This is a genomic window from Pantoea sp. FN0305 (assembly GCF_050113845.1).
Taxonomy (GTDB): Bacteria; Pseudomonadota; Gammaproteobacteria; order Enterobacterales; family Enterobacteriaceae; genus Mixta; species Mixta alhagi.
In genome coordinates, this window is the sequence record NZ_JBNJSN010000010.1 from 15718 (window position 1) to 30119 (window position 14402).

Sequence of the window (14402 nt, forward strand, 5' to 3'; positions counted from 1 at the left end):
GCGGCACGTTTTACGCAATTGACGAACGGTAAGTTACATGGCTAGATAAAAGGCGGCGTTATACCCGCAAGGGTAAAAACTAAAAGACAAGAAGGGTGTCAGGGGTCATATGAACGAACAATATTCCGCAATGCGAAGTAATGTCAGTATGCTCGGCAAACTGCTCGGGGATACGATTAAGGATGCGCTGGGAGAAAACATCCTTGATCGGGTGGAAACCATCCGCAAACTCTCCAAGTCATCCCGTGCGGGAAATGACGCTCATCGGCAGGAACTGTTAACTACCCTGCAGAACCTCTCCAATGACGAACTACTGCCGGTAGCACGCGCTTTCAGCCAGTTCCTTAATCTCACGAATGTGGCTGAACAATATCAGACCATTTCACCCAACGGTGAAGGCGCCAGTCATGCTGAATTGATGAAAAAGGCGTTCGAGCGGCTGAAGCAACAGCCTGACCTGAACGAAGCGGATATCCGTGAGGCGATTGAATCGCTTTCTCTGGAGCTGGTTCTTACCGCACATCCTACCGAAATTACACGCCGCACGCTGATTCATAAGTTGGTTGAGGTAAATACCTGTTTAAAACAGCTCGATCATAATGATATCTCTGACTATGAGCGCAACCAGATTATGCGCCGCCTGCGTCAGCTGGTAGCCCAGGCGTGGCATACCGATGAAATCCGTAAATATCGCCCTTCTCCGGTTGATGAAGCCAAATGGGGATTTGCGGTAGTGGAAAACAGCCTGTGGGAAGGTGTGCCGAATTTTCTTCGTGAACTGAACGAACAGGTCGAAGAGGCCTTTGGCTATACGCTGCCGGTAGACTTTGTACCGGTGCAGTTTACTTCATGGATGGGCGGCGACCGCGATGGCAATCCCAACGTTACCGCCAGTATTACCCGTCATGTTCTGCAATTGAGCCGCTGGAAAGCCACCGATCTTTTCCTGCGGGATATCGGCGTGCTGGTCTCCGAGCTGTCGATGTCGGAATGCACCGAAGAGCTGCGCGAGCTGTGCGGCGATCCGCACGCGCAGGAGCCCTACCGCGAAGTTTTAAAACGCCTGCGGACCCAGTTGATGACGACCCAGGCTTATCTGGAGCGGCGTCTGAAAGGCGAGCGCCTGCCGCGTCCGGAAGGGCTGCTGATTTCCAACGATCAGCTATGGGATCCGCTTTATGCCTGTTATCAGTCATTGCAGGCGTGCGGCATGGGCATCATCGCCAACGGACAGCTGCTTGATACGCTGCGTCGGATTAAATGTTTCGGCGTTCCACTGGTACGTATCGATCTACGTCAGGAAAGCACGCGTCACACCGAAGCGCTGGCAGAAGTCACGCGTTACCTCGGCCTTGGTGATTACGAGAGCTGGTCTGAAGCGGATAAACAGGCATTTTTGATCCGTGAGCTGAACTCAAAACGTCCTTTGCTGCCGCGTCAGTGGGAACCAGGCGAAGAGACGCGTGAAGTACTGGAAACCTGCCGCGTAGCGGCGGAAGCGCCACGCGGATCGATTGCCGCCTATGTTATTTCCATGGCGAAAACGCCTTCCGACGTGCTTGCGGTTCATCTGCTGCTGAAAGAAGCCGGTATACCTTTCGCCCTGCCGGTCGCACCGCTGTTTGAAACGTTGGATGACCTGAATAACGCTAACGATGTCATGTCGCAGCTGCTGAGCATCGACTGGTATCGCGGCTTTATTCAGGGCAAGCAGATGGTCATGATCGGTTATTCCGATTCAGCCAAAGATGCTGGCGTGATGGCCGCATCCTGGGCGCAATATCAGGCGCAGGACGCGTTGATTAAAACCTGTGAAAAAGCCGGTATCGCCCTGACGCTGTTTCATGGTCGCGGCGGCACCATTGGTCGCGGCGGCGCACCGGCGCAGGCGGCTCTGCTCTCCCAGCCGCCGGGTAGCCTGAAAGGCGGCCTGCGCGTCACCGAACAGGGCGAAATGATCCGCTTTAAGTATGGTCTGCCGGAAGTAGCGGTGGCCAGCCTGTCGCTTTATACCAGCGCTATCCTCGAGGCTAATCTGCTGCCGCCGCCAGAGCCTAAAAGTGAATGGTGCGACATTATGAATCAGCTCTCTAAGACTTCCTGCGCCGTCTATCGTGGTTATGTGCGTGAAAACCCTGATTTTGTGCCCTATTTCCGCTCTGCTACTCCGGAACTGGAATTAGGCAAACTGCCGCTGGGATCGCGCCCGGCCAAACGTCGCCCTACCGGCGGCGTTGAGTCACTGCGCGCCATTCCGTGGATTTTCGCCTGGACACAAAACCGTCTGATGCTGCCCGCCTGGCTGGGCGCAGGGGCGGCGCTACAGCAAGCGATGGATGAAGGTCATCAGGATCAGCTGGAGGCGATGTGCCACCACTGGCCTTTTTTCTCTACCCGTCTCGGCATGCTGGAAATGGTTTTCTCGAAGGCCGACCTGTGGCTGGCGGAATACTACGATCAACGTCTGGTAGATCCATCTCTGTGGCCGCTGGGCAAGCAGCTGCGCGATCGCCTCGCTGCGGATATTAAAGCAGTGCTGACTATCGCTAATGATTCGCATCTGATGGCTGATGAACCATGGATTGCAGAATCGATTGCTTTGCGTAACGTCTATACCGATCCGCTCAACGTTCTACAGGCTGAACTGCTGCACCGATCGCGTGCGCAGGAAGCCAAAGGAGAAGAGCCGGATCCGTGCGTTGAGCAGGCGCTGATGGTCACTATCGCTGGTGTGGCAGCAGGTATGCGTAACACCGGTTAATTGCCACGACAAAAGGCGCATCGCCATCTGGCGATGCGCCTCATCAGGCATTCTTTTTCGATTACTCAGTTAATCAGGCAACCAGCTGCGCTGACGGGCGCACGCCCAGCGTATGGCAAATGGCGTAGCTCATTTCAGCGCGGTTCAGCGTATAGAAGTGGAAATCCTTAACGCCTTCACGGCTGAGGATTTTTACCATGTCCATCGCCACATTGGCGCCCACCATTTTGCGCGTTTCCGGATCGTCGTCCAGTCCGGCAAACATGCTGTTCATCCAGCCCGGTACGCGAACGTTGGTCATGGCGGCAAAGCGCTGCAGCTGTTTAAAGTTAGAAACCGGCAGAATGCCAGGTACGATCTCTACATCAATGCCGGTCGCTACGCAGCGGTCGCGAAAACGCAGATAGCTTTCCACATCAAAGAAAAACTGCGTAATGGCGCGGTTGGCGCCCGCATCGATTTTACGTTTCAGGTTAATCAGATCCGCCTGAGCGCTTTTCGCCTCCGGATGCACTTCAGGATAGGCAGCGACGGAGATATCAAAGTCACCGACCTCTTTGAGCAGCGCCACCAGATCGGTCGCATACAGCTCTGGTTTGCCTCCGCCTGGCGGCAGATCTCCGCGTAGCGCGACAATATGGCGAATGCCATTTTCCCAGTAATCCCGGGCAATGGTACGTAGCTCATCCCGGGTGGCGTCAACACAGGTCAGATGCGGTGCCGCTTCCAGTCCGGTGCGCTCTTTGATGCCCTTGATGATAGAGTGGGTGCGATCGCGTTCTCCTGAATTCGCACCGTAGGTAACGGAGACGAACTTTGGCTTCAGGCTGCTGAGCCGATCAATAGAACTCCACAGCGTCTCTTCCATTTCACTGGTGCGCGGCGGAAAAAATTCAAATGAAACATTAATCCGCCCGTTCAGTTCTGCCAGGCTCTGGTTCAGCGCTTCGCGCTGGTTGGCGTGAAAGAAACTCATATCCGCTTACCTTATCAATCGCTTAGTGGATGATGCGTGAGCATCACGCTAAACATCTATACGTTTAGACGTCTATAACTCCATAAGATGCTATCAGCCTGGCTATTTGTCAATCAAAAAGCAGTGCAGTGGCGCTGAATTCCTTTCAGGTGCACATGAAAAAAAAGCAACATCCTTCAGATACGTGCAGAAGCGAGAAAACCAGGAATTTTCTTTATTAAAAACCTCCTAAAAAAGAGGCTATTACCGTTATGTAACCGATTTACTTCCATGAAACGTAATTTATCGTATTTAACCTACAGCAAAGGGGCCGATGGCGGCGTCAGCGTGCTATATGGCGTGGAAGCGATTAAGGAAACCTACTGGAACTGGTTCGAGTATAAAGACCTCACCTATTCCGTCACCAGCAACGGGCTGGCGCTGGATGGCAAGCACGCCCTTGATTATGCTGACGCGGTGCATGGCGATCAGTCCGGCAGCGGTAATGACATCATGTATGCCAACGGCGGCGATGATACCGTTATGTTTGCTGGCGACAGCGTCGGCGATAACGTCATCTATCGGTTCGACCAGGACGATAAGCTGGTGATCCTGGGCAACAAAGAAATTAACGCCAACGGCAACTATCTGGATTATTTGAGCGTATATGATGATGGTCTGCTGTTTACCTGTGGAGACAGCAGCATTTCACTGGTGGGCCTGACGCTTGATCAGGTGCATGAAAGCCAGTTCGTGCTGGCCTAAAACAACGGGTGGCTCAGGCCACCCGTTTTGTTGTTACACCAGCTGCGCCAGCCGATTAATATCAGACTGAATCGCACCCGCCGTTACATCACGTCCTGCACCCGGCCCGCGGATCACCAGTGGATTATCGCGATACCAGCGGCTTTCAATGGCAAAGACGTTATCACACGGCAGCAGCGCCGCCAGCGGATGTTCCGGACGCACCGCCTCGATACCCACACGCGCTTTGCCGTTAGCATCAAAACGCGCGACGTAGCGCAATACCAGCCCCATCTCCTGTGCCGCTTCCAGACGCTGCAGCATCTGTTCGTTTAGCGCATCGCTGTTTTCGAAAAAGTGATCGACAGAGCCTTTTTCACAGCCCGCTGGCACCAGCGACTCAACGCGTACCTGATCCGGTTCAATATCGTAGCCCGCCTCACGCGCCAGGATAACCAGCTTACGCATTACATCCTGACCAGAGAGATCAACGCGGGGGTCCGGCTCGGTTAACCCCTGCTGCCACGCCTGATCGACCAGCTCGCTGAACGGCACCGTACCGTCAAACTGCAGGAACAGCCAGGAGAGCGTGCCGGAGAAGATGCCGCTGATCGACAGAATACTGTCGCCGCTTTCCCGCAGATCGCGCACCGTATGGTTGACCGGCAGCCCTGCGCCCACCGTGGCGTTATACAGCCAGTGACGTCCGGTTTTCGCAAATGCGTCCCGGATCTGCCGCCACTGATAGCTGCCTGACGCGCCGGCCACCTTGTTGGCGCTAATCACATGAAAACCGTGGCTGGCGAAATCAAGATATTGTTCAGCCAGCGCTTCGCTGGCGGTCACATCCAGCACCACCAGATCATCATAAGGATGCGCCCGCATCCACAGGAACAGAGACTCTTCATCCTGTGCAATCGCTTCATCTTCAAAGAAAGCCAGCGCGCGGCTGGCATCCAGCCCTTCATAGCTCAGCAGACTGCGACGGCTGTCCACCACTCCCGCCAGCACAAATTCAAAACCGGTGCGCGCCGAGAGATTTTTCTGTTCCCGGGCAAACAGCTCCAGCCAGCGCGAACCGATATTTCCTTTGCCAAACAGCATCAGGCCAATACGTTTTTCCGCGCGGAACAGCGACTGATGCAGCCCCTGAACCAGATGTTCCGTCGGGCCAACACGCAGCACCGCCACCAGGCTGATTTTATCTTCCGACTGCCAGATAAACTCTACCGGTTGATCGTTAATCTGCTGCCAGAAACGATGAGTATGCAGCGGGTTGCGGCTGACGCCCGCGCCAACCAGCGCCACCAGCGCCAGCCCTTCGCGCAGCTGCAGATGGCCTGGCAACCCGGCATCCTGCAGCAGTTCAAACACGCTGCTCACCACTTCGGAGGTATAGCAGAGCTGAAGCAGGTTGCGATCGCTATGTACGCCTATGGCCAGCGGACGAATCTGCGCCCGTTTCAGCAGATGATCGACTTCTTTATGCAGCGCATTGAAATCGTGTTGCGCCGACACTTCAATATCGATCAGGCAAACATCGTCATGACTGGTCACAATACGCGCGCCGGTGCCGGAAGCCAGCACACGCTCAATGCGCGTCGATCCCTGCTCAGGCTGATAGCTGCAGCGCAGCTGTAAATCGATATCGCTGTTGGAAACCGGCTGCAGCGTGCGGGCATGCAGTACCGGCGCTGCCAGACGCGCCAGCTCGCTGGCTTCATCCAGTCGCAGCAGCGGCAGCAGACAAGCGTCTTTTACTTTGCGCGGATCGGCGCTGTAGACTCCGGCGACATCGCTCCAGATGGTGACACGACTGACGCCCGCCAGCGCACCGATTTGCGTTGCTGAATAGTCAGAGCCGTTACGCCCCAACAGCACCGTTTCACCTGCCTCATTGCGACAGATAAAGCCGGTAACCACCAGACGCTGATGCGCATGCTGCGCGATCAGCTGCTGCAGCAGCGGCCAGGACTTTCCTTCGTCAACCTGCGGCTGCGCCGCCCGCTCGGCGCGTAAAAACTCGCGGGCGTCCAGCCAGCACGCTTCCAGATCGCGCTGCTGCAGCACTGCCGCCATCAGCCGCGCCGACCAGATCTCACCGTGCCCGACCACCTCGGCATAAACGGCGTCGGTAATTTTTCCATCCAGTAACCCGGCCAGGTGCTCCAGATCCTGAATAAAGCGGCTCAGCAACGGCTGAGCTAACTCCGGCGCGAGCAGGCCGTTGATCAGATCGGACTGATAACGACGCAGGCTCTGCTGCACCTGATGAGCCGATAAGCGATCGGTCTGGCTGAGCTTCAGCCAGCTAATCAGCTGGTTAGTGGTGCTGCCAGCGGCAGAGACCACCATTAAATCGCCCGGCTGACTGTAATCGGCCATGATACCCGCGACGCGCTGATAACAGCTGACATCGGCAAGGCTGCTACCGCCAAATTTATGCAGCTGCCTGCTCTGCGGCGCTCCCGCTGCGGCTGAAATACTCATTTCTTAATCCTCGGCTGCCACCCGGAATGCATTATCCAGATCGGCGATTAAATCTTCATGATCTTCTATCCCAACCGACACGCGCAGTAAGGTATCAGAAATCCCTGCCGCCGCACGCGCTTCTGCCGACATCCCCGCGTGGGTCATGGTTGCGGTATGGGAAATCAAACTTTCCACTCCCCCCAGCGACTCAGCCAGGGTAAATAATTCCAGCGCCTTCAGAAAACGGCGCAGACGCTGTTCGTCGCCATCAAGTTCAAAACTTAACATTGCGCCAAAGCCGCGCTGTTGACGCACCGCATGCTGATGGCCCGGGTTCTGTGGCAAAGAGGGATGATACAGTTTTTTCACCAGCGGCTGCTGCTGCAAATACGCTACAATCTCCAGTGCGTTACGCTGCGCTGCCGCCATACGCGGGCCAAGGGTACGCATTCCACGCAGCAGCAAATAGCTGTCAAAGGCAGAGCCGGTCACGCCGATATTATTCGCCCACCAGGCAAGTTCGGTTGCCACCGCCGCATCTTTCGCGATCACTGCGCCAGCCACCACATCCGAGTGACCATTGAGGTATTTGGTACAGGAGTGCACCACCAGATCGGCACCCAGCGCCAACGGATTTTGCAGAGCGGGGCTTAAAAAAGTGTTATCCACGACGCTTATCGCGCCAGCGGCGCGCGCGGCCTGACAAATCGCGGCGATATCCACTACGCGCAGCAGCGGATTGCTGGGACTTTCCACCAGTACCAGTTTCGGCTGTTCAGCCAGCGCCGCCTGCAGGGCTTCGGCATCGCCCTGATCGACAAATTTAACGCGCCAGGCGCCGCGCTTGCTTTGGCTGTCAAACAGACGATAACTGCCGCCATAGCAGTCATGCGGCGCAACCAATAAATCGCCAGGTTTCAGGAACAGCGTACAGACCAGATGAATCGCGGACATACCGGTATTGGTCATTACAGCCCCGGCACCCCCCTCCAGTTCGGCCAGCGCACGCTGTACGACATCACGCGTAGGATTACCGCGACGCGAGTAGTCATGAGCGCGTGGCTGATTGAAATCAGTGAAGTTATAGGTGCTGGAAAGGTGAATCGGAGGGACAACGCAGCCATACTGCTCATCATCATTCAAACCGCTGCGCACTGCGATGGTTGCCTGTTTACGCGTCATAGTGCTTACTGTTCCTGAAAGACCCTGAAAGAAGGCTAACAGGATAACATCACGCCACTGGACGTCAATACATCTGGACATCTAAATGTCTTTGCGTATAGATTGAGCAAATGCGCAATAACCGCTAAAATTGCAGTGAATTGCCTCCTACTGCAGCGCAACCCAGGTAAAAGCAGCAAAGTTACGTATTAAATGCTGACTTTGATTAGTGAGGCGTGAAAATATCGGGCATAATTGGCTGAATTTCGACAATTTAACTTTTAATAATTAAGGTAACTCATGGCTGAATGGAATGGCGAATATATCAGCCCTTATGCTGAGCATGGTAAGAAGAGCGAGCAGGTCAAAAAAATTACCGTGTCTATTCCGCTGAAAGTGTTAAAAATCCTGACAGATGAACGTACGCGCCGTCAGGTAAACAATCTGCGTCATGCCACTAACAGCGAGCTGTTATGCGAAGCATTTCTGCATGCGTTTACCGGTCAGCCGCTACCGGACGATGTCGATCTGCGCAAAGAGCGCAGCGATGAGATCCCGGAAGAGGCGAAAAAGATTATGCGTGAACTGGGTAAAGATCCCGACACATGGGAATACTGATACGCTGTTTTTGCGCATAAAAAAACCCAGCCGAAGCTGGGTTTTTTCTTGCATCCGCTCCATCGAAAATAACGTAGCGTCTGCCGGGAAACTTATTTGCTGCCCGGAATGCTGAAGCGTTTGTTGAAGCGCTCAACACGACCACCGGTATCAACAACACGCTGTTTGCCGGTGTAGAACGGGTGGCATTTACCGCACACGTCCAGGTTCAGATCGTGACCCACTGTAGAGCGAGTTTTGATCACATTACCGCAAGAACAAGTTGCAGTAATTTCAACATACTTAGGATGAATACCTTCTTTCATGGGGTAACCTCAGTAAAGGCCGTGTCGCTCTCCCGCGCCAGGAAAAACCTGCGCCGGCACCACACGCGGATTGAACATTCTGGTGATTTTTGATGCCTTATTCCGCATCAAAGGCGGCGAACTATACAGAAAATAACCGCCCAATGCAATCGAATCCGCACATTTATGGCTACACAGTGTACACTACGCCGTTCAACTCTTTTTACGGATAACGTCATGCCCGTTGCTCAGGTCGCGCTGCCCGTTCCGCTCGCACGCCAGTTTGATTACCTGCTTCCCGCGCATCTTCACCCGGTGCCTGGCGGGCGCGTTCGCGTGCCCTTTGGTAACCGCACGGCAATCGGTATCGTGGTTGGCTTCAGTGAACAAAGCGATCTGCCCACCGGACAGTTGAAAAGCGTGCTGGAAACGCTCGACAGCGAAACGCTGTTTCCTGCTTCGCTATGGCGCATTTTGCACTGGGCCGCCGAGTACTATCACTATCCGCTGGGCGAGGTGCTTTTCCATGCGCTGCCGGTGCTGCTGCGCCAGGGTAAACCGGCGCAGGAAACGCCGCTCTGGCAGTGGTTTATTACCGAGCTGGGACGGGAAACCGCGCCGGAAAGCCTGAAGCGCGCGCCAAAGCAGCAGCAGGCGCTGGCCGCATTGCGTCAGCAACCGCTTTATCGCCATGAGATCATTCAACATGAACTGGCAGACGCGGCGCTCCAGGCGCTCCGCGCTAAGGGTCTTTGCGATCTGCGTGAGCATCTGCCCGCCCGCCAGGACTGGCGTGATAGTTTTGCGGTTAACGGCGAGCGGCTGCGGCTAAATACGGAGCAGGCGTTGGCGGTTGGCGCGATCCGCAGCGAAGATGAAAAATTTGCCCCCTGGCTGCTGGCAGGGATTACTGGCTCAGGCAAAACGGAAGTCTACCTTAGCGTCCTGGAAAACGTGCTGAGTCGCGGACGTCAGGCGCTGGTGCTGGTACCGGAAATCGGCCTGACGCCGCAAACCATCGCCCGCTTTCGGGCACGCTTTAACGCCCCGATTGATGTCCTGCACTCCGGTCTGAACGACAGCGAACGCATGGCCGTCTGGCTGCGCGCGCGTCAGGGTGACAATGCCATTGTGATCGGCACCCGCTCCGCGCTGTTTACGCCCTTTGCCCGTCCGGGCGTCATCATTATTGATGAAGAACATGACAGCTCTTATAAACAGCAGGAAGGCTGGCGTTATCATGCCCGCGACCTGGCGGTATTCCGGGCGCGTGAAGAGAACATCCCGATCGTGATGGGCTCGGCGACGCCAGCACTGGAAACGCTGCATAACGTGCAGAGCGGGAAGTACCGTCAGCTTAACCTGAGCAAGCGCGCCGGTAATGCGCGTCAGGCGACGCAGCAGCTGATCGATTTAAAAGGCGTCCAGCTGCAGGGCGGCCTGTCGCCCGCGCTGATCCAGCGTATGCGTCTGCACTTACAGGCGGATAATCAGGTGTTGCTGTTTCTTAACCGCCGCGGCTTCTCGCCGGCGCTGTTATGCCACGACTGCGGCTGGATTGCTGAATGTCAGCGTTGCGATCACTATTACACGCTCCATCAGCAGCAGCGCCAGCTACGCTGCCACCATTGCGACAGCCAGCGCCCGGTGCCGCGTCAGTGCCCGCAGTGCGGCTCGACGCATCTGGTGCCGGTGGGCCTCGGCACCGAGCAGCTGGAGCATAATCTCCAGAGTGTATTTCCGGGCATTCCGCTCTCGCGTATTGACCGTGACACCACCAGCCGCAAAGGGGCGTTGGAGCAGCATCTGGCCGATGTGTTTCGCGGCGGCGCCCGTATCCTGATTGGTACACAGATGTTGGCGAAAGGGCATCACTTCCCTGATGTAACGCTGGTATCGTTGCTGGATGTGGATGGCGCGCTCTTTTCGGCGGATTTTCGCGCCGCTGAACGCTTTGCCCAGCTCTATATTCAGGTTGCCGGGCGCGCTGGCCGGGCCGGTAAGCAGGGCGAAGTACTGCTGCAAACCCATCATCCTGAACATCCGCTGCTACAGATCTTATTGCATCAGGGCTACGATGCGTTTGCCAGCCAGACCTTAAGCGAGCGCCGCAGCGTGCAGCTTCCGCCATTCACCAGCCATGCGCTGTTTCGTGCTGACGATCATGATAATCAGCAGGCGGCAGCCTTTTTACATCAGCTGCGCAACCTGCTGGAGGCCAGTCCGCTGCGCGATGAGTCGTTGTGGATTATGGGCCCGGTACCTGCTCTGCAGGCTAAGCGTGGCGGGCGCTATCGCTGGCAACTGTTGCTACAGCATCCTTCCCGGCTTCGGCTACAGCAGCTGCTCAAAACCAGCCTGCCGTTAATCTCCACCCTGCCGCTGTCGCGTAAGGTGAAATGGACACTGGATATCGACCCCACGGAAAGCTGATCGATGCTTACGCACAAGGTTTGCGAGCTGGATCGAAAAACCTCGAATAAGTCACAGTTTTTATGCAATTAAGGTAACGGCCCCTTATACAATCTGTTAAAAATGTGATGGCCGTCAGCTTTGACCGCAACAAGCGCAGCAGACGACACATGACGTCTTACTATTCAGGCCGGTGTAAGGAGAAAAGCGTTGGAGCAGAACCAGGAGTCAACGGCAGCCACCATGAAAGACGTGGCTGAGCGTGCGGGGGTTTCAACCGCCACCGTGTCCCGCGCACTGATGAACCCTGAAAAGGTCTCAGCGATAACCCGCCAAAAGGTTGAACAGGCGGTGATCGAAGTGGGCTACTCTCCTCACGCTCTGGCGCGGAATGCCAAACGCAGCGAATCACGCACTATTCTGGTTATTGTTCCCGACATCTGCGATCCCTTTTTCAGCGAAATCATTCGCGGCGTTGAAGTTACGGCAGCCGCTGAAGGCTATCTGGTACTGATTGGCGACTGCGCCCATCAGAATCAGCAGGAAAAGACTTTTCTGAGCCTGATGCTGACGCGTCAGATCGACGGCATGGTACTGCTGGGTTCCCAGGTGCCTTTCGATACCGGGGTGGAAGAACAGCGCAGTTTACCGCCGATGGTGATGGCGAATGAATTTGCGCCCGATCTGGAGCTTCCCACGGTGCATATTGATAACCTGACCGCAGCCTTCGAAGCGGTTAATCATTTATGGCAGCTGGGCCATCGCCGCATCGCCTGCATTGCCGGCCCGGAAGAGATGCCGCTCAGCCATTACCGTTTGCAGGGCTATATTCAGGCGCTACGCCGCCATGGGCAGGCAATCGAATCACGCTATATTGTACGTGGCGACTTTACCTTTGAAGCCGGCGCTGCGGCGTTTAAGCGGCTGATGGCTTTGCCACAGCCTCCGCAGGCGCTCTTTTGCCATAACGATATTATGGCCCTGGGCGCGATGTCGCAGGCGAAAAGCATGGGCCTGCGCATTCCGCAGGACATCTCTCTGGTCGGCTTTGATGATATTGAGCTTTCACGTTACAGCGATCCTCCGCTAACTACCATTGCGCAACCGCGCTTCGCTCTGGGCCGGGAAGCGATGCTGCTCTTGCTGGAGCAATTACAGGGCCGTACCGTGAACAACGGCTCGCGCCTGCTGGAGTTTGAACTCAAGCTGCGCGGAAGCACAATGCACGCCAGCTAAGCGTCCAAATGCCGTTAATCCGGCAGTTTCAGCAGATTCTTAATCGACTCGCTGCTGGTCAAACTTCCAGCCCTTGAGTAACATGGCGGGCTAATAGCCGGATAGTTAAGGCGTTGCGCTAACTTAGCGCGCTTTATCCGGCATGCATTTTCTTCTTTGAATTAGCGGAACGATTAGTGGCACAAAAAGATTATGTAGGCCGCGGGCGTTCGACGGGGACGCGTCGCAAGAAAAGTAATAGCCGCAGCAAGAAACGCAACGGCAGCTCCGGCGTTTCAAAAATTATGATCGGGCTGGCGGTAGCGGTGCTGGTGACATTCGCGGGCGGGCTATGGTTTATCGCTCATCATAAAAAAGAAGAGACGCCGATTATCCCGGATCACAAAGTCAGTGGAAACGGGTTACCGCCCAAGCCGGAAGAGCGCTGGAAATATATTAAAGAGCTGGAAAACCGTCAGCTTAGCGTGCCCACGCCAAAAGAGCCTTCCGCCGGCGGCGAAGTGCAGTCGCAAACTCAACTGACCGATGAGCAGCGCCAATTGCTGGAGCAAATGCAGGCCGATATGCGCCAGGCACCCACTCAGCTAAACGAAGTCCCGTGGAATGAACAAACGCCGATACAACGTCAGCAGACGCTACAGCGCCAGCAGCTGCAGCAGCAGCAGCAGCAGCGCATTGAGCAACAGCAACGCGTTCAACAGCAGCAAATTCAGCAGCAACAGCGTCTTGAACAGCAGCAACGTCTGCAGCAGCAGCGTGCTCAACAGCAAACCACGCAGCAAACGCATATGCTGCCGCAAAATGGCGCTCAGCAGCCGGTAAATGCGCCGAAACCCCAGGAAAACAGCCGCGTTAAACCGCAGGAAACCGCCAAAGCCAAAGCGGTGGAAAAAGAGAAGTCGCAGCGCTGGATGGTGCAGTGCGGCTCGTTTAAAGGCAGTGAGCAGGCGGAATCGATCCGCGCCCAGCTGGCCTTTGAAGGTTTTGAAAGCCGTATCACTAACGGCGGCGGCTGGAACCGAGTGGTTATCGGGCCCTATAACAGCCGCGCCAGCGCCGACAGCACCCTGAAACGCCTGCGCAGTTCCGGTCATTCAGGCTGTATTCCTCTCGCGGTTGGGGGTTGAAACCCTTCAATCCTGCCCCATATCTTGTTGCATTATGCTTCGCGCCACACAGCGCGAAGCTCTTTTTCCACTGTAACAAGGGGTCTGCCCGTGACAACGATAGTAAGTGTACGACGCAACGGCCACGTAGTAATTGGCGGTGATGGCCAGGCTACGCTCGGTAATACCGTAATGAAAGGCAACGTCAAAAAAGTGCGTCGTCTCTACAATGATAAGGTGATTGCGGGTTTTGCTGGCGGTACAGCCGATGCCTTTACGCTGTTCGAGCTTTTCGAGCGTAAGCTGGAAATGCATCAGGGCCATTTGGTTAAAGCCGCGGTGGAACTTGCTAAAGACTGGCGAACCGACCGCATGCTGCGCAAACTTGAAGCGCTGCTGGCGGTGGCGGATGAAAACGCCTCGCTGATTATTACCGGCAATGGTGATGTTATCCAACCTGAAAACGATCTGATCGCGATTGGCTCCGGCGGCCCGTACGCCCAGGCGGCGGCACGCGCCATGCTGGAAAATACCGAGCTAAGCGCTCGCGACATTACCGAAAAAGCGTTGGGTATTGCAGGTGATATCTGCATCTACACCAACCACAATCTGACTATTGAAGAATTAGCGTCCAAAGCGTAAGGATCGAAACT

Annotated in this window: 11 protein-coding genes; 7 read left to right on the plus strand and 4 right to left on the minus strand. The window is 55.5% G+C overall.

Translation table 11 applies throughout. The features are described 5' to 3' along the window. The first annotated feature begins 109 nt into the window (after window positions 1–109). A complete protein-coding gene (gene ppc, locus ACQE3Y_RS17815) occupies window positions 110–2761 on the plus strand; it encodes a phosphoenolpyruvate carboxylase (protein WP_426974956.1) in 2652 nt (883 codons plus the stop codon). Between the two features lie 73 nt (window positions 2762–2834). Here ppc and metF read toward each other — a convergent pair whose 3' ends face one another. Continuing rightward, window positions 2835–3737, minus strand: coding sequence for a methylenetetrahydrofolate reductase (metF, locus tag ACQE3Y_RS17820; RefSeq protein ID WP_426974955.1), 903 nt, complete (start codon window positions 3735–3737; stop codon window positions 2835–2837). Between the two features lie 270 nt (window positions 3738–4007). Between metF and ACQE3Y_RS17825 the strand changes: the two genes are divergently transcribed. Next, a complete protein-coding gene (locus ACQE3Y_RS17825) occupies window positions 4008–4481 on the plus strand; it encodes a hypothetical protein (RefSeq protein WP_426982183.1) in 474 nt (157 codons plus the stop codon). Window positions 4482–4514: 33 nt separating this feature from the next. On the opposite strand, the gene ACQE3Y_RS17830 is transcribed toward ACQE3Y_RS17825, so the two are convergent. Further along, a complete protein-coding gene (locus tag ACQE3Y_RS17830; protein ID WP_426974953.1) occupies window positions 4515–6950 on the minus strand; it encodes a bifunctional aspartate kinase/homoserine dehydrogenase II in 2436 nt (811 codons plus the stop codon). Between the two features lie 3 nt (window positions 6951–6953). Continuing rightward, the gene (gene metB / locus ACQE3Y_RS17835; protein WP_426974952.1) at window positions 6954–8114 is read right to left on the minus strand and encodes a cystathionine gamma-synthase; all 1161 of its coding nucleotides are present in this window, start codon (window positions 8112–8114) and stop codon (window positions 6954–6956) included. Window positions 8115–8393: 279 nt separating this feature from the next. On the opposite strand from metB, the gene metJ reads away from it, so the two are divergent. After that, entirely contained in the window at window positions 8394–8711 is a 318-nt protein-coding gene (gene metJ / locus ACQE3Y_RS17840; RefSeq protein WP_038629044.1) for a met regulon transcriptional regulator MetJ, read from the plus strand. 92 nt (window positions 8712–8803) lie between these two features. Here metJ and rpmE read toward each other — a convergent pair whose 3' ends face one another. After that, window positions 8804–9016: a 50S ribosomal protein L31 gene (gene rpmE, locus ACQE3Y_RS17845; protein ID WP_085069375.1), complete on the minus strand. Its 213-nt coding sequence runs from the start codon at window positions 9014–9016 to the stop codon at window positions 8804–8806. Window positions 9017–9232: 216 nt separating this feature from the next. On the opposite strand from rpmE, the gene priA reads away from it, so the two are divergent. The 4 genes from priA to hslV all read left to right on the plus strand — a co-directional run bounded on the left by priA (window position 9233) and on the right by hslV (window position 14391). Next, a complete protein-coding gene (gene priA / locus ACQE3Y_RS17850) occupies window positions 9233–11428 on the plus strand; it encodes a primosomal protein N' (RefSeq protein WP_426982184.1) in 2196 nt (731 codons plus the stop codon). Window positions 11429–11617: 189 nt separating this feature from the next. Beyond that, the gene (cytR, locus tag ACQE3Y_RS17855) at window positions 11618–12643 is read left to right on the plus strand and encodes a DNA-binding transcriptional regulator CytR (RefSeq protein WP_426974950.1); all 1026 of its coding nucleotides are present in this window, start codon (window positions 11618–11620) and stop codon (window positions 12641–12643) included. A gap of 176 nt (window positions 12644–12819) precedes the next feature. Further along, the gene (gene ftsN, locus ACQE3Y_RS17860; RefSeq protein ID WP_426982185.1) at window positions 12820–13770 is read left to right on the plus strand and encodes a cell division protein FtsN; all 951 of its coding nucleotides are present in this window, start codon (window positions 12820–12822) and stop codon (window positions 13768–13770) included. Window positions 13771–13860: 90 nt separating this feature from the next. Further along, the gene (gene hslV, locus ACQE3Y_RS17865; protein ID WP_085069368.1) at window positions 13861–14391 is read left to right on the plus strand and encodes an ATP-dependent protease subunit HslV; all 531 of its coding nucleotides are present in this window, start codon (window positions 13861–13863) and stop codon (window positions 14389–14391) included. Window positions 14392–14402 lie beyond the last annotated feature (11 nt).